The organism is Shewanella sp. YLB-07 (assembly GCF_009377275.1).
Map to the genome: position 1 here is coordinate 352212 of NZ_VOQB01000005.1, position 24018 is coordinate 376229.

The window sequence follows — 24018 nt, forward strand, 5'->3', positions numbered from 1 at the left end:
TAAAAATAGAAACAATTAATCAACAATCCACGCTTAATTCAACCTAGGGCTAGAGCCGAAAATTTTTCCAGATAAAGAATAATACCAATCGGTATAAACCTTCCACATAGCCATCATCATGCTAATTGTTCTATAATGAGACTGGCGATATATCGCGCATTTTAATTTTTATAATACAATGGTTTAAATATGACTAAATATGGCGATGAAATATCCAGTTCTACTCAGCTCAGTATCGATAGTCATGCGGATTTCTTACCGGAAAATAAACTCCTGCTCAATGCGGTGGGGGAAGGCATCTACGGATTCGATCTTAAGGGTAATGCCGTGTTCATTAACCCTGCCGCCGAGAGAATGACCGGCTGGATGAATGTGGAATTATTGGGACGTAATATTCATGACTGCCATCACCATAGTCATGCCGATGGCAGTCACTACCCCCAAGAAGATTGCCCTATTTACAATACCTTACATGATGGTATTGCCCGAGAGACGAGTCAGGATGTGTTCTGGCGAAAAGACGGCAGCAGCTTTCCGGTTCACTACACCTCTACCCCTGTCTATAAAGATGGCGAGCTCGTCGGTGTGGTCGCGATATTTCGTGATATTAGTATTCAGAAGCAAACCGAAGACTCTTTGAGGCAAGCCTTAGAGCAAGTTCAGGCCCTATCGGAGAAACTCACCAATGAGAATCACTATCTGCTAGCCGAGCTGGCCGACAGAACCGGAGATGTGGGTATATCCGGAGAGAGCCAGATCATTCAACAAATGATCCGGCAGATAAAACTGGTCGCCAATACCAAGAGTACCGTACTTATCTGTGGTGAAAACGGCACGGGTAAGGAGCTGGTAGCACGCAACCTGCATAGACTCAGTGATCGCAGCGATAAGCCCATGGTGAGTGTTAATTGCGCCGCATTTTCAACGTCACTGCTTGAGAGTGAGCTGTTTGGTCATGAGAAGGGGGCTTTCACTGGTGCCACCAGCCGTCGCAAGGGCCGTTTCGAACTCGCGAATAATGGCACCCTGTTTCTCGATGAAGTCGCCGAATTGAGTCTGGAGGCTCAGTCTAAGTTACTCAGAGTCATACAAGAGCATGAATTTGAGCGGGTCGGCAGCAGTACAAGCATCAAGGTCGACATCAGGCTGGTCGCAGCCACACACCATGATCTACTCAAGCGTGTTGAGTCAGGCTTATTCAGGATGGATCTCTATTATCGTCTCAATGTCTTTCCCATCAAGGTCCCCCCTCTTAGAGAGCGCCCGGACGACATTCCCCAGTTAATCAGCGATATTGTCACGGACTTGAATAGAAAACTCGGCAAAAAAATCAAAGGCGTCAGTAAGCAAGGTCTCAAAAACCTGCTGGCCTACTCCTGGCCGGGTAATGTCAGGGAGTTACAGAACGTACTCGAGCGATTCAGTATTCTGAGCCATAGTCCCATACTTCAGATCCCCAAGATAAACACCCAAGAGCCCGAAAATCTTGTCAAATATGGCAAAACCTTAGATCAAGTCGAAGCCGAGCATATCAGACAGACACTGCAACAGCTTAACTGGCGCATCTCCGGCCCCAAAGGCGCAGCGGCCATACTGGGCTTGCCACCGAGTACCTTGAGATCCCGCATGAAAAAACTCATGATAATACGTGCGGTATAGAATTAACTCACTCAGCCCCCCGAGTACACTAAGATCTTGTATGAAAAGAAACTAAACATAATACGTGCGGTATAGAACTAGCTCAAAAAATAAACCGCCATTTTACACGATATATCACGATAACGTGATATATCGTGACCCACAAATTAACCTAAGAATTTAAACAACTAATTATCAACTAGTTAAACGCGTCTAATTCTGGCCTTACTCTTGCTTTAGCTGAAGTACTTTATGTGAGAGTAAGTTGTCGGAACCAAACATGAAAAACAAGATCCATTCATCATCTATAAACCCTATATCTCTAAAGGCTGGGGCCGAAGTACAAATATCTCCTGCTGTGGATAACACCAGTCAAACTATTGCTATAAAACAGATCCCATCCATATCGAAACCAGTAAATAGTAAGATCCATATCAGGGAACAGAAAGGATATTTCCAACGACTGAGAACCAGCCTAAATAGCCTGCTTATCGCCGCATTCTTTCTGCTGCCCTTGATTCAATACCAAGGCCGACAAGCCGTCTTATTCGATCTCAATGAACAACAGTTTTATTTTTTCGGTACCACACTCTGGCCACAGGACTTTACCCTTCTGGCCTGGATATTTATCACGGCGGCATTTCTGTTGTTTTTTATCACCGCCTTTCTTGGGCGAGTCTGGTGTGGATACCTCTGCCCACAAACCGCCTGGACATTCATCTATGTCTGGATAGAGAACCGTATCGAGGGCGGTCACAATAAGCGCCGAGTGCTGGATAAAAGTCGATGGAATCGAGACAAGATAATCAAACGCACCAGCAAACATCTTCTTTGGGGGCTGATAGCCCTGCTGACAGGCTGTGGTTTTATCGCTTACTTTGTTCCGGCCACCAGCGTCTACCCACAAATATTCAGCTTCAGTGCCAGCCCTATGCTCGCTGCCTGGGTATGGTTTTTTGCTATCTGTACCTACATCAATGCCGCTTGGATGCGAGAGATGGTATGCCTGCACTTATGCCCCTATGCCAGATTTCAATCTGCCATGTTTGACGCCAATACGATCACAGTAGCCTATGACCCCAATCGTGGAGAGTCCCGTGGACCAAGAAAGCGCAAACAAGCCACCGAGCTGGGTGACTGTGTCGACTGTAACTTGTGTGTCGATGTGTGTCCCACAGGAATAGACATACGTAACGGCCTCCAATACGAATGCATCAACTGCGGCGCCTGTATCGATGCCTGTGATCAGACCATGGACAAATTTGGCTATGCACGCAATCTCATCGGCTATCGCAGCGAGAATCATCTGAGGGGCCAGAACAACAAGCCTCTGACTTCACTTAAGTTCTTAGGCTACGGTATCGCTGCCATGGTGATGCTCTCGGTGGTTTTTTTGGATATTTACCTGAAGAAAGATATTCAGCTCAACGTGATAAGAGACAGGCAGAGCCTCTACCGTGAGACTCTGGATGATAAAATTGAAAACAGTTACACCCTCAAGGTACGTAACAAGACCCAAAGTGAGAAACACTATCGTTTGTCTCTGTCAGGTGACAGGTCCTACAGTCTGCAGCGAAGCGTAGAGCTCAAGGTCAAGGCGGGTGAACAACTTACCTATCCTCTCACTGTGTATAGCCAGACTAGCCAAGTCATAGACCAGGGCACACCTGATGCGCGTCAGATGAGCTCTGGAATGACCAGAATAGTATTTCAACTCATAGATACCCAAGATCCCAGCAACCAGATATCTCAGGACTCTAATTTCTTCACCCCATAAAAACCAACCAAACCCCAACTTAAACACAACAAATCACCCGCTAGCCGAATTGGCTGGCGGGTATTATCCCGTCTAGATCCTACGTCAGCAAACCACACTAGAGCTACAACTCTAAATTTAACATACTGTTAGGCTAAGTTAGAAATGTGACCGGTTTCACGTTTTTTGTTGACCTGATGCCATTTTTAGCACTAATCTAAACGCCTGTTTGATTTTTGAAGCTGCCGGGGTTAGCCAATCATACCCACCAGCATTCGCTTAATTCATAAGGGCTCAACCTATGGCATACGATTCAGATTCAACACTCGACCTCACTCAATACCCATCACTCATAGAGCTGATAGAAACGGCGAGTGAGAAATATGCAGATAAAACGGCTTATGCCTGTTTAGGCCATCACGCAAGTTTCAGTGAAATTGAACGTGACTCTCGCTATTTTGCCGCCTACCTGCAGAGTATTTCGGGTCTTAAGCCCGGTGATCGTATTGCCATACAGCTGCCCAACATTATCCAATATGTTATCGCCGCTTACGGTGCCATTCGCGCTGGCATGGTGTTAGTAAACACTAACCCCTTGTATACCGAGCGCGAGCTGACCCATCAATATAATGATTCAGGCGCTAAGGTGTTAGTGGTGCTGTCGGATCTACTGCCAAGCCTGGTGAATGTGGTTGCCAACACAGGAATAGACACGGTAATTTCGACCCATGCGGCGGATCTACTGGCACCTCAGGCCCAACCGCAAGTCTCATATACGGCCCATAAATTCTTAGATGTTCTGGCCCAGGGCGAGAGCCTGCCATTCGAGCGATTCAGCACCAATTTAGACACCTTAGCCGCTCTGCAATACACAGGAGGCACTACAGGCCTGTCGAAGGGTGCCATGCTCAGCCACAGCAATCTCATCGCCAATGCCATGCAGATTAAGTCACGCTTAAGCGATAAACTCGTGGAAGGCGAAGAGATATTTGTCGCCCCGCTTCCCGTCTATCATATCTACGCCTTCATGATAAACCTGGTGCTCTATTTCGAGCGCGGCTGTTGTTCGGTATTGGTGCCTAACCCCAGAGATATCGCCTCTCTTATCAAGACACTCTCAGACTATAAATTTACCGGTTTCGCCGGGCTCAACACCCTGTTTGTCGGCCTATGTCATCAACCCGAATTTAAGGCGTTAGATTTTAGTCACCTCAAGGTCACCATCTCGGGTGGCACCGCCCTAACCCAAGCCGCTGCTGGCATGTGGAAAGAGACAACGAACTGCACCATATCCGAAGGTTACGGCCTATCTGAAACGTCTCCCGTTGTCTCACTCAATGCACCGGGCCTCGAACAACTGGGGACTATCGGTAAACCAGTCATAGGCACTAAGGTCAAGATTCTCGATAATGATGATAATGAAGTACCTCAGGGCGAGACTGGCGAACTGGCAGTGAAGGGCCCTCAGGTGATGAGTGGCTACTGGAACAAGCCAGAGGAAACCGCCCAGGTGATGACAGATGACGGTTACTTTAAGACTGGCGACATAGCCCTTGCCACCCCAGATGGTCTGCACAAGATAGTCGACCGTAAGAAAGATATGATTATCGTGTCAGGTTTCAACGTCTACCCGAACGAAGTGGAAGATGTACTAGCCAACCATGAAGCTGTGCTCGAATGTGCCGTCATAGGCGTAGCCGATGAGCGAGCCGGCGAAGCGGTAAAAGCCGTGATTGTACTGGCGGATCAACACAGTGACCCAGAAGCCGCAAAAGCCGCCATCATCTCCTACTGCAAAGAGCAATTAACCGCCTATAAGGTACCTAAACAGATAGTGTTTATGTCTGCCCTACCAAAGTCGACGGTAGGTAAGATTTTAAGAAGAGAGTTAAGGAAGTAAGCAGCATAGGTTCGAGTTCCTAGGTTCTAGAACCTAGGAACGAGGAACTCAAATCCCTTCTAGCCACTGCTTGATAACCGGCCTGACATCCGGGTTAACCACTATGCCCATATGACTCAACCCGGGTAATAGCTTCACCTCAGCTTTATCATTATCCGGCAATGTGCTCGAGATAAGCGCTTGGTATTTATCGGCGAACATGGTTTCGTCAGCACTCCCTGCCAACAAGAGTAGTGGCTGAGTGATCGCACCGAGATCTTTTGTATAATCCCGCGGTGAAAATGAGGCATTGAGCCGATAAGAATAAGCCAGTGTCTCTGTGCCGTTGCGAACGGCTGCGGGCATATTGAACTCGATGCTGGTGAGATAATCTAAACGATGAATGCCAATATTATTGAGCATACTCAAGCCTATGATCCTGGCGGTATAAGGCTTGGCCCAGCCACCGGCATTTGGCCTGGTCGTCGGGGCATTGTAGAAGATGAAAGGTGCCAGCAGCAGGTAGGCATCGGCCTGATTTCCGTACTCGCCTCCGGCGAAGCGTATGGCTAAGCCGCCGCCGGAAGAATGCCCCCCCATGATAATTGAACTCTTCTTAACATCTTTTAATTCAGCATCTTGTTTCAGCTGGCCAATCAGATCCGCCAGATCATCTTCGAACTGACCTATGTAATCGATATCCCCTCGCCTCACGGGACTCACGCCATGGCCCCGCAGATCCGGCGTCACCACCTGTGCCTGCCCCTGCTCGCTGATATATTTAGCCAGAGGGAAAAACTGCTGACTGTGCCAACCAGAGCCATGAAGCAGAATCAGCACCTTGTTGGAATCGCTGGGATAATAGCGATAATCCAGAGACGTACCATCACGGGCGGTATATGCCTCGAGTTCAGGCATGTCGCTATAGTCGAGCTTCATCTCGGAAAAATCGATACCTTGGTCCACAATATCCCCTTGCTCTATCGAGCCAGCTTTACTCATAACAGTCCCATTCACACCAGCCGTATCTTCGGCAGCATCGGGCCCACCAAAGTAGACAAGCCCGAAGGCTATACCCAAGTAGATGAGAATAGAGATACTCACCGAAATAAAAATCCGTTTTAATATTTTCGACATAATTTTTTATCTTTGAATTAACTGAAATTAAGAGTGACTGTATACAGATACATAATGTCGCCATAGCCTGACAAGTTCAATCACAAGTTTGGTTCGCTTCAAATGAAGCTTAATGACATTTTTTGGTTTAGCTTCTCCCCGTGGTCCTCTGTGTTCTCCGTGGTGAATAGCCTTTGTTATCCTCAAAGGTATGACAGTCCAATCTTTTCTTATGCCTGTGGCATAATGGCATTCAGTAGGTAACAGATAACTAGATAACTAGATAACTAGATAACTAGATAACTAGATAACTAGATAACAGAGTAGTGATAATGTACAACCAGCAAGAAAGCTACATGACTAAAGAAACATTAATTGAAACTGTCGAGAATCAGATCGTCGACGGTGAACCAAAAAAGGTAAAAGAAACCTTGATGCGTTTAGTCATGACAGGAACACCGCGTGAAGAAGCGATTCAATGGATAGCCTGCGCGCTGGCTGTCGAAATCTTCGATGTCATGAAACATGAAGCCTCTTTTAACGCAAAGCGTTATGACCAACATTTGGATGAATTACCTAATATGGACTGGTTAGACGATTAACAAAGTTAGCTAGCCTTCGAATGAAGGCTTATTACATTTTCAATTCGTATATTTGGTGTCAGGTAGGTTGTTGAAGGTCGTACCTTCTTGATAACCTACCGCTTCCCAGCGGGGTATGTGCAGATACTTCTGCGAGACGCCGCGAGTAGTCCCTGTAGGCTCTGCCAAAACATCCTTGTTTTGGAAGCTCGCAGCCTATATGGACCCATCCCGTTTGCAAGACATTTGATATCAATTTTGAGAAGAGTTCATTGCACCCATATATTCGGCCTATTTATGAGGTTAACCTCTGGCCCTGATGGATATGTGCCCTCTACTTTCCTGATCATCTACACGGCTTCTTTAGAGCCCTTGCGGCTGTTAGGTTTTAAGTAGAGCAGTCTGACTGTCTCATCATCAAATCAAGTGTCATAGCAACTTGCTGGTATGTTTTACGCTAACTCGTTTCGTCTTACTCTAGGACTAACTGCTACGCAAATGTCCTATATTCATCTTCCCTAGCGGCGATAGCCCAGGTTATTCTTGCAAGCTTGTTAGCCACTGCAACACAGGCCTTATTAAACCCCTTTCTTTCTGCCAAAGCGTATGCCCAGCGGCTCAACCTATCTTGTTTGCCCCCGCAGTGCTGCAAGACCGCTCTTGCTCCATGTATAAACAAAGTTCGTAAATAGGCATTGCCTCTTTTGCTTATCCCTAGCAGGTTATCTTTGCCGCCACTGCTATGTTGTCTTGGCACTAAGCCACACCAAGCTGAGAAGTGCCTGCCATTGGAGAAGTCTTTTCCTTCCCCTACCGCTGCGTAAAAAGCTGTCGAAGTGACAGGACCAATACCTGGAGATGTCTCTATACGCAAGCAAACAGGGTTTGTATTTCTCTCTTCTACTATCTGCGTATCACAGCTTTTTAGGCGTTTCTCGATGTCGGTAAACTCTTCATGCAACTGATTGAATATGTATCGTCCTTTCACTGTCAGTTCATTGTTCTCATCAGATAAAATGTCAGGAAAAGCTGTCCTAAAGGCCGCTGTGCTTTTTGCTATTACGATGCCGTATTCTGCCAGCATGCCTCTAACCTGGTTGACTAAGGCGGTAGACTGTTTGTTTAGACGTTCCCTCATTCGGTGAAGCATCTGTACATCCTGCTGCTCGACAGGCTTTGGCTGTACGAAGCGCATATTTGGTCTTTGAGCTGCCTCTGCTGTTGTAAGCGCATCGTTATAATCATTTTTATTACCAGGCCTGTATGGAATGACGTATTGAGGGGCTATCAATTTGACTTCATGGCCTACCTTTTGAAACTCTCTAGCCCAGTAATTCGCTCCACCACAAGCCTCCATGACAACAAGGCTAGGTTCTACTTGTGCAAAAAAATGAATTAAATCTTTACGCTTAATCATCTTCTTTTTGACAAGTTTTCCTGCTTTATTCACGCCAACAAAATGGAAAACAGACTTTGCGATATCTAAACCAATTGTAGTAATCTTCATGGTGGACCCGTCCTCTTTCTGATGAGTTGTAGCAACTTCATCGTGGCCCATTGTGAGGCCGATTAAAAGGGGATGGGTCCATTCCATTATCTACACTGGGTTATTCAAAATAAGGTTATTTATTTAACCTTATCTGTACACAATTTTGAATAATGAGACCTACCTAATTCGCTACGCCCCCTTTGTTGCTTGCTGGAAGCGTTAGCTGTACAAGCTAAATTTCTTTGTCACCTCTCGAATTACTTCTGTTTCGCCAAACAGGCATATCCCTAAGTAATTCAGTTCTAATTCTGGCGTTTCCTTTGTCATGAACAGCTGCGCTATTGACCCCCCTTCAATCATGGTATGGGTAAAAACTGTGAATTTAATTCCTCGGGCAATAGATTCTTCTCTCACCTTTCTAATTTTATTTGAGTTGTCTGCTTTCAAAACGATAAATGGGAAATGAGACACGCTACTGTGTAGATTGCTGTCCTGATCTGTATAGTCAATATAAACCGCGTCATCAGACGTCAGCAAATTTGATAAGCCAACGCTAATGTGACCAAGTACATTGACTGTACGCCCGGCATCCATTTTTTTATTCAGAATAGCCACAAATCGTTTTTTCGTTTCATCTGGTAGATTATTCATTGATTGACCTTTATTAGCTAGAGCATGGCTCATGTGATTGTTTAATATACTATATATAGCTTTACACGAAATGAGCTTGCGTATATCGTTGATGAACGAGCTAATTACACAATAAAAGTGATGTGTGGATAGATATAACGAAAGAATCTTGCAAGAGTTGACTGCGAATGGAAGGATCACAAATGCTGAACTGGCACAAAAGATAGGCCTGTCTGCATCCGCTTGCTTACGCCGTGTTCAAGAATTAGAAAGTAAAGAGATCATTAAAGGCTATCGTGTAGTACTTAATTACAAAGCGCTTGGTCGCGGCTTTGTCACATACGTTACAGTTGGACTTTCTACGCATACAAGTGAAGCACAGAAAAGTTTCGAAGATGCCATTTCTCTATCACACGAAGTCGTGGAGTGTCATAACGTGACAGGCGGATTTGAATACTTATTACGTGTAGAAACTACAGATTTAAAAAGCTACAAAGCATTTCATTCTAATACCCTTGGGATGCTTCCTCACGTTGCCATGATTACAACTCATGTGGTTATGGAGTCTACTAAGGATGAACGAGCATAATCAGACAAAGAGCAGCTCAACGCTCAGTTCATTACTAACCAATAAAGCTCAAATCGAAGAAGCAACTTTCTCGAAACCAGAACAGGTGTGAACGCGGCTGTGACCTTCGGTTTCAGGGTGAGGTATCACGAAGTGATACTCTCCGAACGAGAGGCTGGGATGCCGAACTGGCCGTTAAACATGGACGTTGTTTGATGTCGCAGAGGCTATAGGGACCCTTTTCGTCAATAGAGAAGGCGCCGTGTCGCAGAAGTGTTTACACTTAAGGTCGTTCATTCACATCCATGTGATCACGACATTAGTACATCCTGTACAGCACCCACGGCAGGTGATAGATACCATTGAAGCCATGCTTACCAAATAACAAGCAAACACCAAACCAGTCCAATGAACCCACTCTGAAAAGATACTTGCTACTTGTTAGCAGGCAAGTTTTAAGTTTCTGTGATCAGTTGCAAACTAGCAAACTCGCGATAAAGCTCACTGCTCTGCATCAATTCTTGATGGGTGCCGCTCGCCACTAACAGGCCTCTTTCCATCACCAGAATACGATCGGCATTGAGCACGGTCGCTAATCTATGGGCGATGATCAGTGTGGTCTTACCCACCATTAAGCTGTCCAGCGCCTGTTTAACCTTGTGCTCACTGATGGCATCGAGCGCACTGGTGGCTTCATCGAGTAAGAGTATCGGCCTGTCGGCCAATATAGCCCTGGCGATGGCTATTCTCTGTTTCTGACCGCCGGATAACCTCACTCCACGCTCACCCAAATAAGTGTGGTAACCATCCCTAAACTCAGAGATAAACTCATGGGCGCGAGCGGCCTCACAGGCTTTAAAGACCTCCTCCTCGCTAGCTTCTAACCTACCGTAACGCACGTTTTCTAGCACACTGGTAGCGAAGATAACCGACTCCTGCGGCACCAGTGCATACTGTTGGCGTAATGTCTGAGGCTTAAGCTGCGCGATATCGATACCATCTAGCTCTATGGTGCCTGCGTTTAAACAGTAAAAACGTTGTAACAGCTCAAACAAGGTGCTCTTGCCCGCACCACTGGCACCGACCAGGGCGACCCTCTCACCCGGATGGATATGAATATCCAGGCCTCTGATCACCTCTTCATCGATAGATGGGGCTGACTTGCCAGAAACCTCTGTCTTCTCTGTTTGCTTAAGTTGAGAATCCTGAATATCTTGATAACTGAAACGCACACCTGTGAGCTTGAGGTCACCTTCGACCTTTGCCGGCAGTTCGGCCGGATTATCGACGGTGGGAATATCTATGGGGGCCTCGACAAGCTCGATCAAACGCTCGGAAGCACCGGCGGCCCTCTGTATATCACCTATCACTTCACTGATGGTGGCTACAGAACCTGCAACCATCACGGCATAGAACATAAATGCCGATAACTCACCGCCCGTCATGCCACCGGACATCACATCATGAGCACCGACCCAAGTCACTAAGGCGATGGCAAAAATACTGAGAAACATCACCAGGGCGATGAGAATCGAGCGATACCAGATACGGCCCCTTGCCGCATCCATGACGGCTTCAACCCTGTTGCTGAACAAGGCTCTGTCCTGATCCTCATGGGAATAGGCTTGCACCGTGTGGATCTCGTGTAACGTCTCATCGACATAGGCACCCAGATCGCCAACTCTATCCTGGCTCTTGCGGGATAACTCTCTGACCTTACGGCCAAAGAAGAAAATAGGAACCAATACCAGAGGTACGGCTAACAAGACCAAGCCCGTCATCTTGATGCTGGTGATCCCCATCATCACGATGCCACCAATCACAGTCACGCTGGCACGCAGCGCCATGGAGAGGCTGGACCCCACGACAGACTGAAGCAGCGTCGAATCTGCGGTAAAACGAGAGATCACCTCCCCCGTGCGCAGCTTGGCATAGAAGCCCGGCGACAACTTGAGCAGATGGTCATACACTTTTAGACGAATATCGGCGCTGACCCGCTCGCCAAGCCAGGTCATCAGATAGAAGCGGCAGAAGATGGCTGAACTGCTCAAGGCTGTAATACCGATCACCAGCATGATGATCTCGTTGAGACGATTGCCATTTTCCTGTAAGAAGCCTTCGTCCACCATAAGGCGAACACCTTGGCCTAAAGACAACCATGCCAGAGAGCCGATAAACAAGAAGACGATGGCCGCGATAACTCTAGCCTTATAGGGTTTGAGAAAGCTGGCGATCCAGGGCAGCACCGACTTTCGGTGAACTTGGGGCTTGGGACTCTTTGACGCCGAGGCTGATGTAACCGATTTGTTCGTATCAGTATTTATGGTTGAGGCTGAAGAAGCATCTTGACTCAAGGGGCATCCTTAATGGAGAAGTAGTCTTAATGGAGAAGCAATAACGAAAGATTAACGTCTTTTGTTGACTTAATAAAAGAGAGAATAACAAAACCCGCGTTAAAACGCGGGCTTTGTTTGTATCAGGAGGTTTTAGTCTAGCTCGAGCTTGCTAATTTTTTCACCTTAGCCATTTACTATGCGCTAGGCTGGCTCGGCAATCTCAGCTTCGACTTTTGGCGCGCCGCCATGATGGCCGTCGCGCTTCCAGTCCACATCCAGCAGTTCAGAACCCGTCAGGCTAAATGCCTGGCCGAAGCCTTTCACATAGAGGCCATGATGAGGTGTCAGCTTAAACAGGTTAAAATCTTTCAATACCGACAGATTGTCTATCATCTCACCGAAACGAGCCGACAGGGCCGCAACCCCTTTGGTAAAAACCTCAGTCTCTCTGTCTACGATACTCGCATGGGCATCGAAGGTCAGACGTTTACGGGCGAAGATGGTTTTCGCTTCCGACTCATCTTCAACCAGCATGACTGATACTTCTGATGACTCTTTCAGGTTAGTGCCATGTCTCGCAAGCTCGCTGACTAAGATATAGAAGCCATCATCGGCGAGTGCGAATGGAGCATAACTGGCATTTGGCACACCCGCTGCGCTTTTAGTTGCCAGCTGTAATGAACTGCGACTCGCCTTAAACTCTTCGATTTCTGGCAGTAATTTTTCGCGTAATCTCTGCTCTTTGTCTGCTGATACTTTCTCTTGTACTGCTGTTTGTTCTGATACTTTTTGCTCTGACATAATGATTATCTCTACACTCAAATAGGGGGAAAAGGCTTAGCGGTTTAATTTATTACGCCTGAAACTTTCAACTCAGGCGGCAAACACTTACTACGCCTGACTCTGTTCTTTTAATTGTTTAAATCGACTGACCTGCTCAGGGATCAGTACTCGCTTCTTGTCTCTGCCCAGATAAATCTTGAATACCACTTCGCCCTTGGCGCCGAAGAAGTTGATCGCATGACTCTCCTGACCTCTGAACGGTCGGCTAAGTAAGGCTATAGCACTGATATCATCCAGCTTAAGGTGACCATGCAGACCATCGCCCTTAGTGATCAGATTGTAGTAACCGTGGGCATACTTTCCTTTAGGAAATGAGCCTTTAAACTCGAAGATACTGCCCGAAACCGAGATTATCGTGGTCATCGGCCCCCAAGTCGGCAGCTCTTCCAATAAACTGTCTTTTTCACTCAATGACAAAAGGGCAAACTGCCCCTCGGGAAGCTGAGATACAACTTCTAATTCCGTGACTGCAAGCTCGGCTGCGATTTGACCTGCCATCAATTCGGGTCTGTCGTTAAGCATGGAGCGGATTGCGAGTTTTATCTCGTCGGTAAGTTTCTCTTCGATTACTTTTTCCATTGGGCTTCCCATCAATAAATGTGTTCTCTTAGTTTCGGATGCTTAGGCTAGAATGCTAAAGCGTATCCGAAGTGCGCTTTTAACCGGCTCAAAGAGGAATGTGTCGAACGAGGTCACTTACTCAAGCACTTTAGCTCGAGTACTTAGTAGACCCCCGACACGCTTCCCCTATGAGCTGCAAACGTTTAAATCCATTTAAAAATAGTCTGTTACCTTTTACTGCTAGCGATAACTGCTAGTTATTTTTATAAGCTATCAAAATTAGAAATTGTATCTGGCCGACAGCTTGAAGTTACGCCCCTGCTCATACAAGTTCTGCCACGCTTGGCGATACTCTTCATCACCAATATTTTCAATGGCGAAATCGACACGTAAGCCCTCTAATGTGCCCATGGCTGGTTCCCATGCCACATACACATCCCAAAGTTTGTAGTCTTCATACTGAGCTGTATACGAGTCAGGCTTCTGATTTTGCTCTGCCACATAGGTGATACGGGTACCGAACTTAACATCCCCTTCCATCACAGATTGAGACAGATCGGCAACCAACTTCTTAGCCGGAATGTTAGTCAGATACTCGCCGCTGTTTTTGTTCTTACCTTCTGTCTGACCATAGTTGAGCGTTAAGCGGGTCTGCTCATAGCGATAACGGGTACTGAACTCGAAACCTGTCAGCTTGGCTTCATCAACGTTGTCCCAAGAGGTTGTCATCTTAGGAGAACCATTCTCAAACGTTATGTCCGATACGTACTGTTCGATGAAGTCATCCACATCGTTACGGAACACGTTCAAGGTAATAGCTAACTCATCGTCACCCGCCAAGTTACTGAAACGCATGTCCGCCTTAATCTCTTTATTTTTTGCGCTTTCCGCTTTCAGATCTGGATTAGGCTCGAAGGTGTTACACACAAAGCCAGGAATACAGAAGTGGGTACCGGTCGAATACATTTCCTCTATGCTTGGCGCTCTAAAGGCTTCATCGTATCTGGCACTCAGAGTCAGCCAGTCGGTGGTTTTCCAAACGAGACCCAGCGAAGGCGATAATGCATTATCGTCTGATGACTCACCTAAGTTGTTACTCTCATTTTCGAAGGTGTCGTAACGCGCCGCGACTTCTAATGCTAAAGTCTCGGTAAGCCCTATATCAGCCTTAGCGAAAGCGCCCCAAACTGTGGTCTTGCCATCGATATCATCGGGGCGTTCCCCCGTTTGCTCCGGGTCATCACGTACTGTCTTGATCTTGTCCTGATAGCCATCGATGCCGTATGTCAAGGTTGTGCCGCCGAAAATAGAGCTGTTATTAACACTAAAACCTAAGGTTTCATATTCGGTGCTATCCACCTGACCCATTGTGACCCTGTCTTCATCGTAATCTGTGCCGTTCCAGTAAAGTGTGGAATGGAGATCCAGATAGGCATTCTGAGTTGGATTCAGGCTGTAAGCCAAGGTAAGGTTTTTGTCTTCTGTCTTACGTTTAATCAGAGGCACTGAATTGCCTACCTCTTCAGCAGGATTACTCGGTACCAACTCATCGGTATTGGAGAAACGTCCTGATAATTGCAGGCGCTGACCTTCGCTTGGCTCCCAGCCAAATTTCATCAAGCCACTGGTTCTCTCGGAGCCACTGTTCTCCAGAGTTTGGTCGTTACCTATCTTGATATTATTGCTGTCGTTGTAGCTGCCGTTGATCAACCAATCAAATTTATCGGCGACACCGTAAATCGCACCACTGGTCTTAATTTTATCACCGTTAGTCTCGAAGCCTTGCTTAAGGTAACCACCGAAGGTCTCTCCCTCATCAAGCATATCTCTTGCCGACTTAGTATTCTGTGCCACTACACCGCCAATCGCGCCACTTCCCCACAGACTGCTCGCAGGTCCACGTATCACCTCAACAGATTTAAGCAGTTCCGGATCCATAAAGTAAGTACCACGGTGACCTGAGGTGGTGTTTTGACGCGCACCATCTATGGTCTGTAGCACACGTTGGCCGCTCATGCCACGGATCTCAACACCTTGAGATGAGGCACGAGGGCCATTCGAGACATTAATGTTGGCTTCGTTTTTCAGCGCTTGGGCAACAGATGCTGGTTGTCGCTCCTGCAGCTCCTCTTCATCAATAACGGCAACACTTCGGCTGGTTTCCGATGCCTTTTCACTGATACGGGTAGCGGTAACCAACACTTCGTCAAACTCAGCCACAGACTCTGTTTGTTGAGCAAAAGTCTTAGCTGATATGGCCGTAGAACTCAGTGCTATCGCCATAGCTATCACTAACGGCTTCTTTGTCATCGATCATTTCCTCGGGTCTTATTATTAATCTGTTTACAGCCAGAATCACCAACAAGATCAAAATAGCGATCGTTAGCTGATTAAAGTTTCAACAGGTTCAATGGGTATTTTTGGCACTCTACATGAGTAAAAGACTTAGATCAAATAGAAATCATTATCATTTGCGATCTCATTAGTGTTCGTATATCTTATATAGGCAATATGGATTTACGTTAAGAACTCAGGATTTAAAACCTATTACAAACAGCTGGTTACACACTGCTAACAGGATAGCAACGGAGCAAGGCTCATTGCCCCTTAGAGAAAGAGAAGCGTAAAGACAATGACACCTAAACGATATTTAGCATTCGGCTGTATCACCCTATTAATCCAGGGTGGGCTTATTGCTGCTCAAGATATGATCCCGGTTAATGTCGAAAAGTTCCAAATGAACTCGGGCAGTGCCATGGGCCAAGCTCAGGCGATCAATCTGTCGATCGCGATGCGATCCAGCGTCGAAGCGAAGAAAACACCTCAGAAAGAGCTCGAGCCTAAGCAAGAGATAGTGAAAGTTCAAAAGCCAGCCCCCATTGCAGAGCCCATCGAGACACCTACTGCTGTCGCTAAAGCAGTGGCTAAACCGATAATTAAACCAAGCACCCAGGCAAAGCCAACCAAACTTGCCAAAACAGAGCCTAAGCAGCAGGTTGAAGAGCTTATTCAACAACCGATTAAAGATGCTGACAAGGAGCCGATGCTCACAGCATCAGCCGATGTCCTTGTACAGTCGCAGAATCAAGCCGAAGTAACGGCCAAGCAAGGCGTCAGTCAAGAAGCCATAACGCTGAGTAGACCAACATTTTCATCTCCACCAGCCCAACCTAGATACCCTAAGCTTGCCCGTAAGCGAGGCTTCGAGGGCACGGCAATGATAGAGGTGATGTTTAATCATATTGGCGAGCAACTGTCACTCACGCTCATTAATAGCTCAGGGTTTTCATTACTCGACAGGGCGGCAATCACAGCGGTTGAACAGTGGCAATTTTCTCCGCCTTCACCACAAACGGCCTTCGCTTACACAGTCAAAGTGCCGGTCAAGTTTGCCCTTAATTAGCGTTTAATTTTCCCTGAGAACAAGATGAGTACAACACCTACAAGCCATTAGACCCGTTGAGTGACAGGTTTTTATCAATGAGTTTTCAACAATAAGGACCCCAGATGTCTGTTAATTTGTTTACCTCTCTGAGCGAGCAACTCGGCCCCCTCACCTGGCCCATGTTCATCTGTGCCTTTATCGCTTTGATGATCATCTTAGAGCGACTCGCGCTGGTGATATTCGAGTTGCCTAAACGCGATACCTGGTTAAGAGGCCTGCGCAAACAGAGCAGAACGTCTGATCCGGAGCAAGTCAAAGCCTTGATAGCTCAATTAAGCACGGGACGAAGCATGCTGTCTAAAGGCACGCACCTGCTGCTAACCCATGCAGAACAAAATCGAACCATGCGAGAGGAGATCATCAATCTCTGGTTAACTAAGCAGAAACAAGTATTGCGATCTGGCCTCAAGGTGTTGCAAGTGATCGGCATTATCACCCCGCTATTAGGCCTATTGGGAACTGTACTTGGCCTAATCGAGATGTTTAATCAACTCGGCGCTTCCGATGGTCCTGTGACTCCTTCCCAGTTGGCATCAGGCTTAGGTCTGGCGATGAATACCACAGCAGCAGGTCTCATCATAGCCGTCCCTGCCATCACTATGGCCCATCTGTTTGGTATATGGGCGGATCAGCGCTGCAGCAAAATTGCCTATGTCCTCAATCAGATCAACTTATGGCTCGAAGGATTGGAGCAGGCCATGACCTTAGGCTGTGATCCACAAGCCAGCGCCTTTTGCACTCAGGCCAATAACGCCCGAGCCAGTAATACTCAGTCGAAAAAATCTCAAGCCACTAATTCTCTGACTAATGAAACCCAGACTGATGAAGCTCAGGTGGGAATATGATTGGTCTGGAGCAAGATGATGCCAGCTCAAGCATACCTGGGCTAGACCTGACGCCTTTGATCGACATCATCTTCATCGTCTTAGTGTTTCTCTTGCTGACCGCTAATACCCAACTACTGAGTCTAGCCATCGAAGTCCCGACGGAATCGACATCTGAGTTGCAGGCGCTATCTCAGGATAAGCACCTCACCATCAATGTGATGGCTTCACAGCCTTTTTGGGCTCTGGATGGCGAGGAATATCAGGATTTCGAACAATTTGAACAGGCCTTCGTCAGCAGCTTTAAGGACAAACCAGACGCCAAAGTAATTATTGCAGCCGATAAAGAGGCACAAGTTCAGCCCTTGATGACCTTACTTGCGCTCATGCAGAGGCAGCAGATCAGCAATACTCAGATACTGATGGAACCATAGACATTTATTGATACAAGAATAATTAACCATTAGCCTATTTTCGGAGCCACATATGTTCAACCCATCACACGTTTTTAATAGACAAGTTAGCTCGAAGTGCCTGCTGTTATCTGCCAGCCTGTTACTGACATTCAATGTATCAGCCCATGAAGGCGTTCATGCCGATGTAGACACACAAGAAGCGCGTCTTGTGAGTGCGGGCGCTGGGGTGACCGAGTTGGTGCTGGCACTGGAGGCCGGTGACGAGTTAGTGGCGGTGGACTCCACCAGCATACTGCCTCCATCGATGACAAAAATAGACAAGTTGGGCTATCACAGAATGCTGTCTGCAGAAGGTATTTTAGCCTTAACCCCGACGCTGGTTCTGGGCACCGATGCCATGGGCCCGGAAACGACCTTGGAGGTACTCAGAAGCGCCGATGTCGAAGTCATCCAATTACCTACTGCTAACGATCGTCCTCAACTGCTAAGCAATATTGATACGATGGGCAAGCTACTGGGCCGTCAAGCTCAAGCCAAACAGTTGAAGCTAAAGCTTCAAGCCTCTTTAGATGGTATAGCGGCAAAGAAGAAGCAAGTTGGCAGCGCTGAAAAGGCACCTAAAATCTTGTTTATGTTATTGCAAGCCGACAGGCCAGCACGGGTCGGCGGTGAGGGCACTGCAGCCGATATCATCATCAAGCTAGCCGGCGGCAACAACATTGCCGACTTCTCCGGTTACAAGAGCCTGTCTCAGGAGGGCATTTTATCCCTGCAACCGGATCTTATCCTGATCTCTAATCGCTCACACGATCAAGCCGAAACATCAATGAGTGATGCGGACAAGGCTGCTAGCGACGCCGCAAAAGTGCTTAACGCCATGCCACTGCTTGCCCACACTCCAGCAGGGCAAAACAACAAAATACGGTCAATCAAACCCCAAGCCTTGTTAGGCGGGTTAGGCCTGAGTGCCATCGAAGCGGCCGATAAACTCGCAAGCGATCTGATTGAAATTAATCGATATTAGCCACATACCCATACCTTGGATAACTTTATGAATAGCCAACGTTGGCTTTGGCCTGGGCTTATCGCCTTGCTGGTCATCACCAGTTTATTGTCGATAAGCACGGGACCGCTGAATATCAGCCCGTCTACCAGTCTCAGCGCGGTGATCTCCTGGGCGACTCATTATGAAGTCTCCGATGTCGCTCCCCATGAGCAACTGGTGATCAACAATGTCCGCCTGCCAAGGACGCTTCTGGCCATGGCCGTAGGCGCAATTTTGGCACAATGTGGCGCCGTGATGCAGGGACTATTTCGTAATCCCTTGGCCGATCCCGGCATCATAGGTGTCTCTTCCGGCGCCGCTCTAGGTGCGGCAATATGCATAGTCATGTTTCCGGCGGCTGCCCAATATTGGATAGCCTTCAGTGCCTTCCTCGCAGGGTTAATCACCACCTTGCTTGTGTACCGCTTAGCCAGCAGTCCGACAGGAACCTCTGTGGTGTTACTGCTGCTTTCCGGCGTTGCGGTCGCAGCCTTAGCGGGGGCCGGGATAGGTGTGCTGACTTACATGGCCAACGATATGGCCCTGAGAGATCTCACCCTGTGGCAGATGGGCTCTATTGCCGGTGCTCAATGGCAATATGTCATTCTCGCCTTAGTCGCTCTGGTGTTGCTCAGCTGGCACTTCAATCGCAGCGCCAGGGCACTCAATGCGCTACTGCTTGGGGAGTCTGAAGCCCGTCACTTGGGTATAGACGTAGATAAGCTTAAATTTAAACTCATCATACTCTGTGCGTTAGGTGTTGGGATCTCAGTGGCAGCAACCGGCATCATAGGTTTTATCGGCTTGGTTATTCCCCATCTGGTTCGTATTCTCATCGGCCCTGACCACAAACAACTATTGCCACTGAGCGCCCTGCTAGGTGCGGTAATATTGGCTCTGGCCGACATAGGCGCCCGCTCTCTGGTCGCGCCATCTGAGTTACCCGTTGGCTTAGTGACGGCGCTGCTTGGTGCCCCATTCTTTATCTTCCTGCTGTTAAAACAGCGGTCGAAATTTCTATAGGTGACTGGCATATGATTGAAATTAAACATCTGTCGGTCCGCATAGATAATAAGCCGGTATTGACTGACATTAACCTCACCATCACAGCTGGTAAGGTAACCGCCCTGCTTGGCCCCAATGGTGCGGGTAAGTCGACACTGCTCAAGAGCCTCTGTCAGGAAACGGAAATCGATGCCGGTAAGATTTTACTCGATAATCGGCCGATACATGAATGGGATAGAATAGAGTTGGCCAAGACGCTGGCCGTTCTGCCCCAGCACGCCAGCCTCACCTTCCCCTTCAAGGTGAGTGAGGTCGTCGCCATGGGGTTATATCCCTTGAGTGTTAGCCGCAGCCAGGGAGCAGAAATTGTAGATCAACAGTTACACAGGCTAGATCTGCTGTCACTTAAACATCGCAGTTACCCAACCCTGTCCGGCGGAGAGAAACAGCGAGTGCAACTTGCAAGAGTATTGACCCAGCTACAGCAGGCGAGTCGTCCACCTATCTTACTCCTGGATGAGCCCACTTCGGCACTGGATCTCGCTCAGCAACACAGGGTGTTAGCCTTAGCCAAAGCCTTGGCTCACGAGCAAAACTATGTCGTCATTGTGGTGCTGCACGATCTCAACCAAGCGTCACGCTATGCCGACAACTTAGTGGTTTTGGAGCAAGGACAGATTGTCAGCCAAGGGCCTCCCAGAGTGGCTCTGTCCCCCGAGACTATCCGTCAGGTGTGGAAATACGACCCTCTCGTCGTCAAGGCGCCGGACAGTGATATCCCCCTGCTTTTTTAACGCTTATCTAGGTATTTACTGCCTGGCAGTCATCGACTCTGCCAGGCAATCTTTACAATTCACTTCATCATATTTTGATCGAAAGCAACAAACCTAAACATGATAGTGATTATCATTATCAACAAGTAATCCTTGTCGAGTCGCTCTCAGCGAATGTCCAGTGAATAACATCCATAACTCTCTAAACAATGACGTAAACAGCCCTGTTTTAACCCCCTCGATGACTGGGATATCCAGTCCCGCCCCCCTTAAATTTGCCTTCACAGTCAAGAGTGCCCCCCATGCGGGGCGGGGCGAGGTGGGAGTCATCCGCTGAATTTAACTCCACAGCAATGGCAAACCTGGTGGACAAGCCCGACATCGGCAACACAACGAGCCTTATATATACACCTTCCCTTCTGCCGCAAACGCTGCAGCTTCTGTAATTTCTTCGAAAATGGCTCCAACCCGGCCCGCATTAGCCACTATGTCGATGAACTATCTAAACAACTTTATATCGCCTCTAAAACCCCATTCGTCCAAAGCGGTACATTCGATACCGTCTATGTGGGAGGTGGCACGCCGACGGACATGCAAGCCAGCGAAATAGCCATCATAGGCAAGACTATTCAAACCTTTCCCTTGGCTAAAGACGCTGAAATCACCTTGGAGGGACGCATCAATGGCTTCACCCATGCTAAGTTCGATGCGGCACTATCCTCAGGCTTTAACCGCTTCTCCTTCGGAGTACAGAGCTTCGACACTCAGGTTCGACTCGCCGCTGGCCGCTTCGATAACAGAGAAACCCTGATCGAGCGCTTACAAGAATTAAGCGAGCACCCGAGTGCCTCGATCGTTGCCGATCTTATTTTTGGCCTACCGGGTCAAACCATGGAGATATGGCAACAAGATCTGCAAGATGTCATCCAATCCGGCGTCCACGGAGTGGATCTCTATCAGCTTATCGGGCTACAGGGCACAAAGTTGAGTCATCAGGCCGAAAAGAAGGCAACGAGCAAACAAAAGAAGCAAACACTCGCCCCCGCCGTCGACAGCCAGACTCGTGCAAGTATGTACGCCGCAGGAGCCAGCCTATTAGAATCCTCAAACTGGCAACGCCTGTCCAGTTGCCATTGGCGCCGAGATAACCGGGAACGTAGCATCTATAACTCCTTAGCTAAGAGTGGCATAGAGATTCTTCCCTTTGGCGCTGGCGCAGGGGGAAATATGCATGGTCACGGCATGATGAATGCTCGTGACCTGTCACAGTGGCACCAAGCTCAGTCGCAAGCTACAGACACGCTGCCGTCGCAAGTACCAGGCATGGTGATGTCACCTAACCCGTCGGCCGCTCTGGATAGCCAGTTTAAAGCTGGATTAGACAGTGGAGTGCTGGCCTTATCTGACTTTGATACTGAACTGGTCAGTCACTTAATGCCCCTTTTTTCCGCCTGGCAAACGAATGGCCTGGTCAAGCTTAGCGGCAAAATCATGACCCAAACTCTGGCGGGACGCTTCTGGAATGTGAATCTGCAAACAGGCCTGTTTGCCTACCTGAAACAGAATCCCTTCTAGTCATGTGATATAGTCGCAGCCAATAAAAAATCTTGAGATTCTATAGATGGCTGCGGCGAAAAATGTCTCCGACGAAACAAAAAATGAAGCGATGAAGGTGGCTAAAGCCACTCAAAAGCCAGGACAAACCAAAGAGCGGACTAAACTGATTGCCGCAGGTATTGAGAAAGGTATCGCCGAATATAAGAAGCAACACAAAAACAAGGCCCGCGACCGAGATAGAGCCCGCAAGCAAGATATCAAGGCCAAGGCTAAAACCGCTCCGACAACAGAGAGTGAGACTTCTGAAGTAACAGCTCAGTCCAATGTACACTTGCTACCTTGGGGCTTGCTCGTTATCAGCTGGATTGGATTTATTGGTTTCAGCTTGATGAAGTAGAAAGTCATTAGTTCCTAAAACCTAGGTTCTAGGAACTGAAACCTTAAGCTTTAACCCACCTTCTGCGTCATTTGAGTACTTTGTGCCCCTTGCACACTATTCATCAACATGCCTTTAAGCTCGGAAATCTGAGCCTTCAGCTCCGCTACATCGGCTGCACTGGCAGGTTTGTCATCATTCGTTGATTCAACCAATGGCGCGAGTTTCTTAACCTCTTCGGCTTCTTCTTCGGCCCGCATAGCAGCAGTTTCCTGAGTCATAACATCCAAAACCGCGCCTACCATCATGTTGAGAAACACGAAAGCTGTCAGGAAGATAAAACTCAGATAATAGATCCAGCTGAGCGGATAGACAGCCATGGTTTCATACATCACAGAGGTCCAGGATTCGAAGGTCGATACTCTAAATAAGGTCAACATAGCGACCGAGACATCGCCCCAGAGGAAGTCATTGATATGAGCGAATAGCATGCTGCCGATGGCACCATAGATATAGAAAATGACAAACATCAGCAGTGCGATATAGCCCATACGGGGAATCGCTTTGAATAACGCATTCACCAGCATGCGAAGCTCGGGGATCATGGACACCAGTCGCAACACCCTGAAGATCCGTAGCAAACGGGCGATGAGAATTCCAGCTCCCCCAGCAGGGATCAGGCTGCCTATCACGATCAAGGTATCGAAAATATTCCAGCCATTACTGAAAAACTTCTTTGGTCCATCGCTGGCAAGGAAACGTATGACAATTTCGACGGCGAAGAAGACGGTAATACCCACATCGAGCGCAAGCAAGCTCTTCTCCATCCAAGATGGTAGATGATAAGTGTGCGCGCCTATAGAAAGCGCTGAGACTATGATGACGAAAATTACAAAGCCCTGAAACGCTTTACTGTTATCGATAAGTTTAAGTTTGCTCTGTAAAACAGACACATTCGCCAGCACGGCTTTCTCCTATAAATATGCTCAGATTCTAGCTACTCGCTATATTGAGTAGTCAGATGTAATAGTTACTTGATAAAATAACTAACAGTGCGGTTCTAAAATGTGGATTAACACTCGAGTGTTCTGGGGAACAAGGAATAAGGGGGAGTTTAGCCACAGTCGCAGCCGACGGAGTATAACAGCACAAGCTTAAGCATTTATTAATGAGTCGCTAA

22 protein-coding genes are annotated in these 24018 nt (G+C 47.6%); 13 read left to right on the plus strand and 9 right to left on the minus strand.

Annotated features, from left to right (window positions below):
* Positions 1-189 precede the first annotated feature (189 nt).
* The 3 genes from FS373_RS13540 to FS373_RS13550 all read left to right on the plus strand — a co-directional run bounded on the left by FS373_RS13540 (position 190) and on the right by FS373_RS13550 (position 5294).
* The gene (locus FS373_RS13540) at positions 190-1659 is read left to right on the plus strand and encodes a sigma-54 interaction domain-containing protein (protein ID WP_152829629.1); all 1470 of its coding nucleotides are present in this window, start codon (positions 190-192) and stop codon (positions 1657-1659) included.
* 271 nt (positions 1660-1930) lie between these two features.
* On the plus strand, positions 1931-3415 hold the full coding sequence (gene ccoG / locus FS373_RS13545) for a cytochrome c oxidase accessory protein CcoG (protein WP_407695675.1): 1485 nt from the start codon (positions 1931-1933) through the stop codon (positions 3413-3415).
* A gap of 280 nt (positions 3416-3695) precedes the next feature.
* Complete coding sequence (locus tag FS373_RS13550; protein WP_144047964.1) at positions 3696-5294, plus strand: AMP-binding protein; 1599 nt, start codon at positions 3696-3698, stop codon at positions 5292-5294.
* Between the two features lie 48 nt (positions 5295-5342).
* Here the strand turns inward: FS373_RS13550 and FS373_RS13555 are convergent, their stop codons facing one another.
* Positions 5343-6410, minus strand: a complete 1068-nt coding sequence (locus FS373_RS13555) for an alpha/beta hydrolase (protein ID WP_227992755.1) — start codon at positions 6408-6410, stop codon at positions 5343-5345.
* A 335-nt stretch (positions 6411-6745) separates the two neighbouring features.
* On the opposite strand from FS373_RS13555, the gene FS373_RS13560 reads away from it, so the two are divergent.
* Complete coding sequence (locus tag FS373_RS13560; protein WP_227992757.1) at positions 6746-6991, plus strand: hypothetical protein; 246 nt, start codon at positions 6746-6748, stop codon at positions 6989-6991.
* Between the two features lie 469 nt (positions 6992-7460).
* On the opposite strand, the gene FS373_RS13565 is transcribed toward FS373_RS13560, so the two are convergent.
* Together FS373_RS13565 and FS373_RS13570 are read right to left on the minus strand one after the other, a co-directional pair.
* On the minus strand, positions 7461-8477 hold the full coding sequence (locus FS373_RS13565; RefSeq protein WP_152829683.1) for an IS110 family transposase: 1017 nt from the start codon (positions 8475-8477) through the stop codon (positions 7461-7463).
* 201 nt (positions 8478-8678) lie between these two features.
* Positions 8679-9110, minus strand: coding sequence for a DUF2000 domain-containing protein (locus FS373_RS13570; RefSeq protein WP_144047966.1), 432 nt, complete (start codon positions 9108-9110; stop codon positions 8679-8681).
* Between the two features lie 124 nt (positions 9111-9234).
* Here FS373_RS13570 and FS373_RS13575 point away from each other — a divergent pair, with 124 nt between their 5' ends.
* A complete protein-coding gene (locus FS373_RS13575) occupies positions 9235-9678 on the plus strand; it encodes an Lrp/AsnC family transcriptional regulator (protein WP_144047967.1) in 444 nt (147 codons plus the stop codon).
* A gap of 434 nt (positions 9679-10112) precedes the next feature.
* On the opposite strand, the gene FS373_RS13580 is transcribed toward FS373_RS13575, so the two are convergent.
* The 4 genes from FS373_RS13580 to FS373_RS13595 form a co-directional block, all read right to left on the minus strand.
* A complete protein-coding gene (locus FS373_RS13580; RefSeq protein ID WP_152829630.1) occupies positions 10113-12011 on the minus strand; it encodes an ABC transporter transmembrane domain-containing protein in 1899 nt (632 codons plus the stop codon).
* A 183-nt stretch (positions 12012-12194) separates the two neighbouring features.
* Positions 12195-12794: a heme utilization protein HutZ gene (gene hutZ / locus FS373_RS13585; RefSeq protein WP_152829631.1), complete on the minus strand. Its 600-nt coding sequence runs from the start codon at positions 12792-12794 to the stop codon at positions 12195-12197.
* 90 nt (positions 12795-12884) lie between these two features.
* A complete protein-coding gene (gene hutX, locus FS373_RS13590) occupies positions 12885-13358 on the minus strand; it encodes a heme utilization cystosolic carrier protein HutX (protein WP_227992776.1) in 474 nt (157 codons plus the stop codon).
* Positions 13359-13676: 318 nt separating this feature from the next.
* On the minus strand, positions 13677-15707 hold the full coding sequence (locus FS373_RS13595) for a TonB-dependent hemoglobin/transferrin/lactoferrin family receptor (RefSeq protein ID WP_144047970.1): 2031 nt from the start codon (positions 15705-15707) through the stop codon (positions 13677-13679).
* Between the two features lie 322 nt (positions 15708-16029).
* On the opposite strand from FS373_RS13595, the gene FS373_RS13600 reads away from it, so the two are divergent.
* The 6 genes from FS373_RS13600 to FS373_RS13625 all read left to right on the plus strand — a co-directional run bounded on the left by FS373_RS13600 (position 16030) and on the right by FS373_RS13625 (position 20926).
* Positions 16030-16800 (plus strand): energy transducer TonB, encoded by a 771-nt coding sequence (locus FS373_RS13600; RefSeq protein ID WP_144047971.1) that lies wholly within the window; start codon positions 16030-16032, stop codon positions 16798-16800.
* A gap of 104 nt (positions 16801-16904) precedes the next feature.
* Positions 16905-17687 carry a MotA/TolQ/ExbB proton channel family protein gene (locus tag FS373_RS13605; protein ID WP_144047972.1) on the plus strand — a complete coding sequence of 261 codons (783 nt, stop codon included), beginning with the start codon at positions 16905-16907 and terminating at the stop codon, positions 17685-17687.
* Positions 17684-18100: an ExbD/TolR family protein gene (locus FS373_RS13610; protein ID WP_144047973.1), complete on the plus strand. Its 417-nt coding sequence runs from the start codon at positions 17684-17686 to the stop codon at positions 18098-18100. The genes FS373_RS13605 and FS373_RS13610 overlap by 4 nt, the downstream gene beginning before the upstream one ends.
* Before the next feature lie 52 nt (positions 18101-18152).
* Positions 18153-19106: a heme/hemin ABC transporter substrate-binding protein gene (locus tag FS373_RS13615; RefSeq protein ID WP_152829632.1), complete on the plus strand. Its 954-nt coding sequence runs from the start codon at positions 18153-18155 to the stop codon at positions 19104-19106.
* Between the two features lie 27 nt (positions 19107-19133).
* Positions 19134-20150 (plus strand): FecCD family ABC transporter permease, encoded by a 1017-nt coding sequence (locus tag FS373_RS13620; RefSeq protein ID WP_152829633.1) that lies wholly within the window; start codon positions 19134-19136, stop codon positions 20148-20150.
* A gap of 11 nt (positions 20151-20161) precedes the next feature.
* Positions 20162-20926: a heme ABC transporter ATP-binding protein gene (locus FS373_RS13625; RefSeq protein WP_152829634.1), complete on the plus strand. Its 765-nt coding sequence runs from the start codon at positions 20162-20164 to the stop codon at positions 20924-20926.
* Between the two features lie 93 nt (positions 20927-21019).
* Here FS373_RS13625 and FS373_RS31995 read toward each other — a convergent pair whose 3' ends face one another.
* Complete coding sequence (locus FS373_RS31995) at positions 21020-21235, minus strand: hypothetical protein (protein ID WP_227992759.1); 216 nt, start codon at positions 21233-21235, stop codon at positions 21020-21022.
* Between the two features lie 3 nt (positions 21236-21238).
* Between FS373_RS31995 and hutW the strand changes: the two genes are divergently transcribed.
* Complete coding sequence (gene hutW, locus FS373_RS13630) at positions 21239-22480, plus strand: heme anaerobic degradation radical SAM methyltransferase ChuW/HutW (protein WP_227992778.1); 1242 nt, start codon at positions 21239-21241, stop codon at positions 22478-22480.
* 46 nt (positions 22481-22526) lie between these two features.
* The gene (locus tag FS373_RS13635) at positions 22527-22859 is read left to right on the plus strand and encodes a DUF2956 domain-containing protein (RefSeq protein WP_144047976.1); all 333 of its coding nucleotides are present in this window, start codon (positions 22527-22529) and stop codon (positions 22857-22859) included.
* A 50-nt stretch (positions 22860-22909) separates the two neighbouring features.
* Here the strand turns inward: FS373_RS13635 and FS373_RS13640 are convergent, their stop codons facing one another.
* A complete protein-coding gene (locus FS373_RS13640; protein ID WP_322619499.1) occupies positions 22910-23803 on the minus strand; it encodes an ion transporter in 894 nt (297 codons plus the stop codon).
* Positions 23804-24018 lie beyond the last annotated feature (215 nt).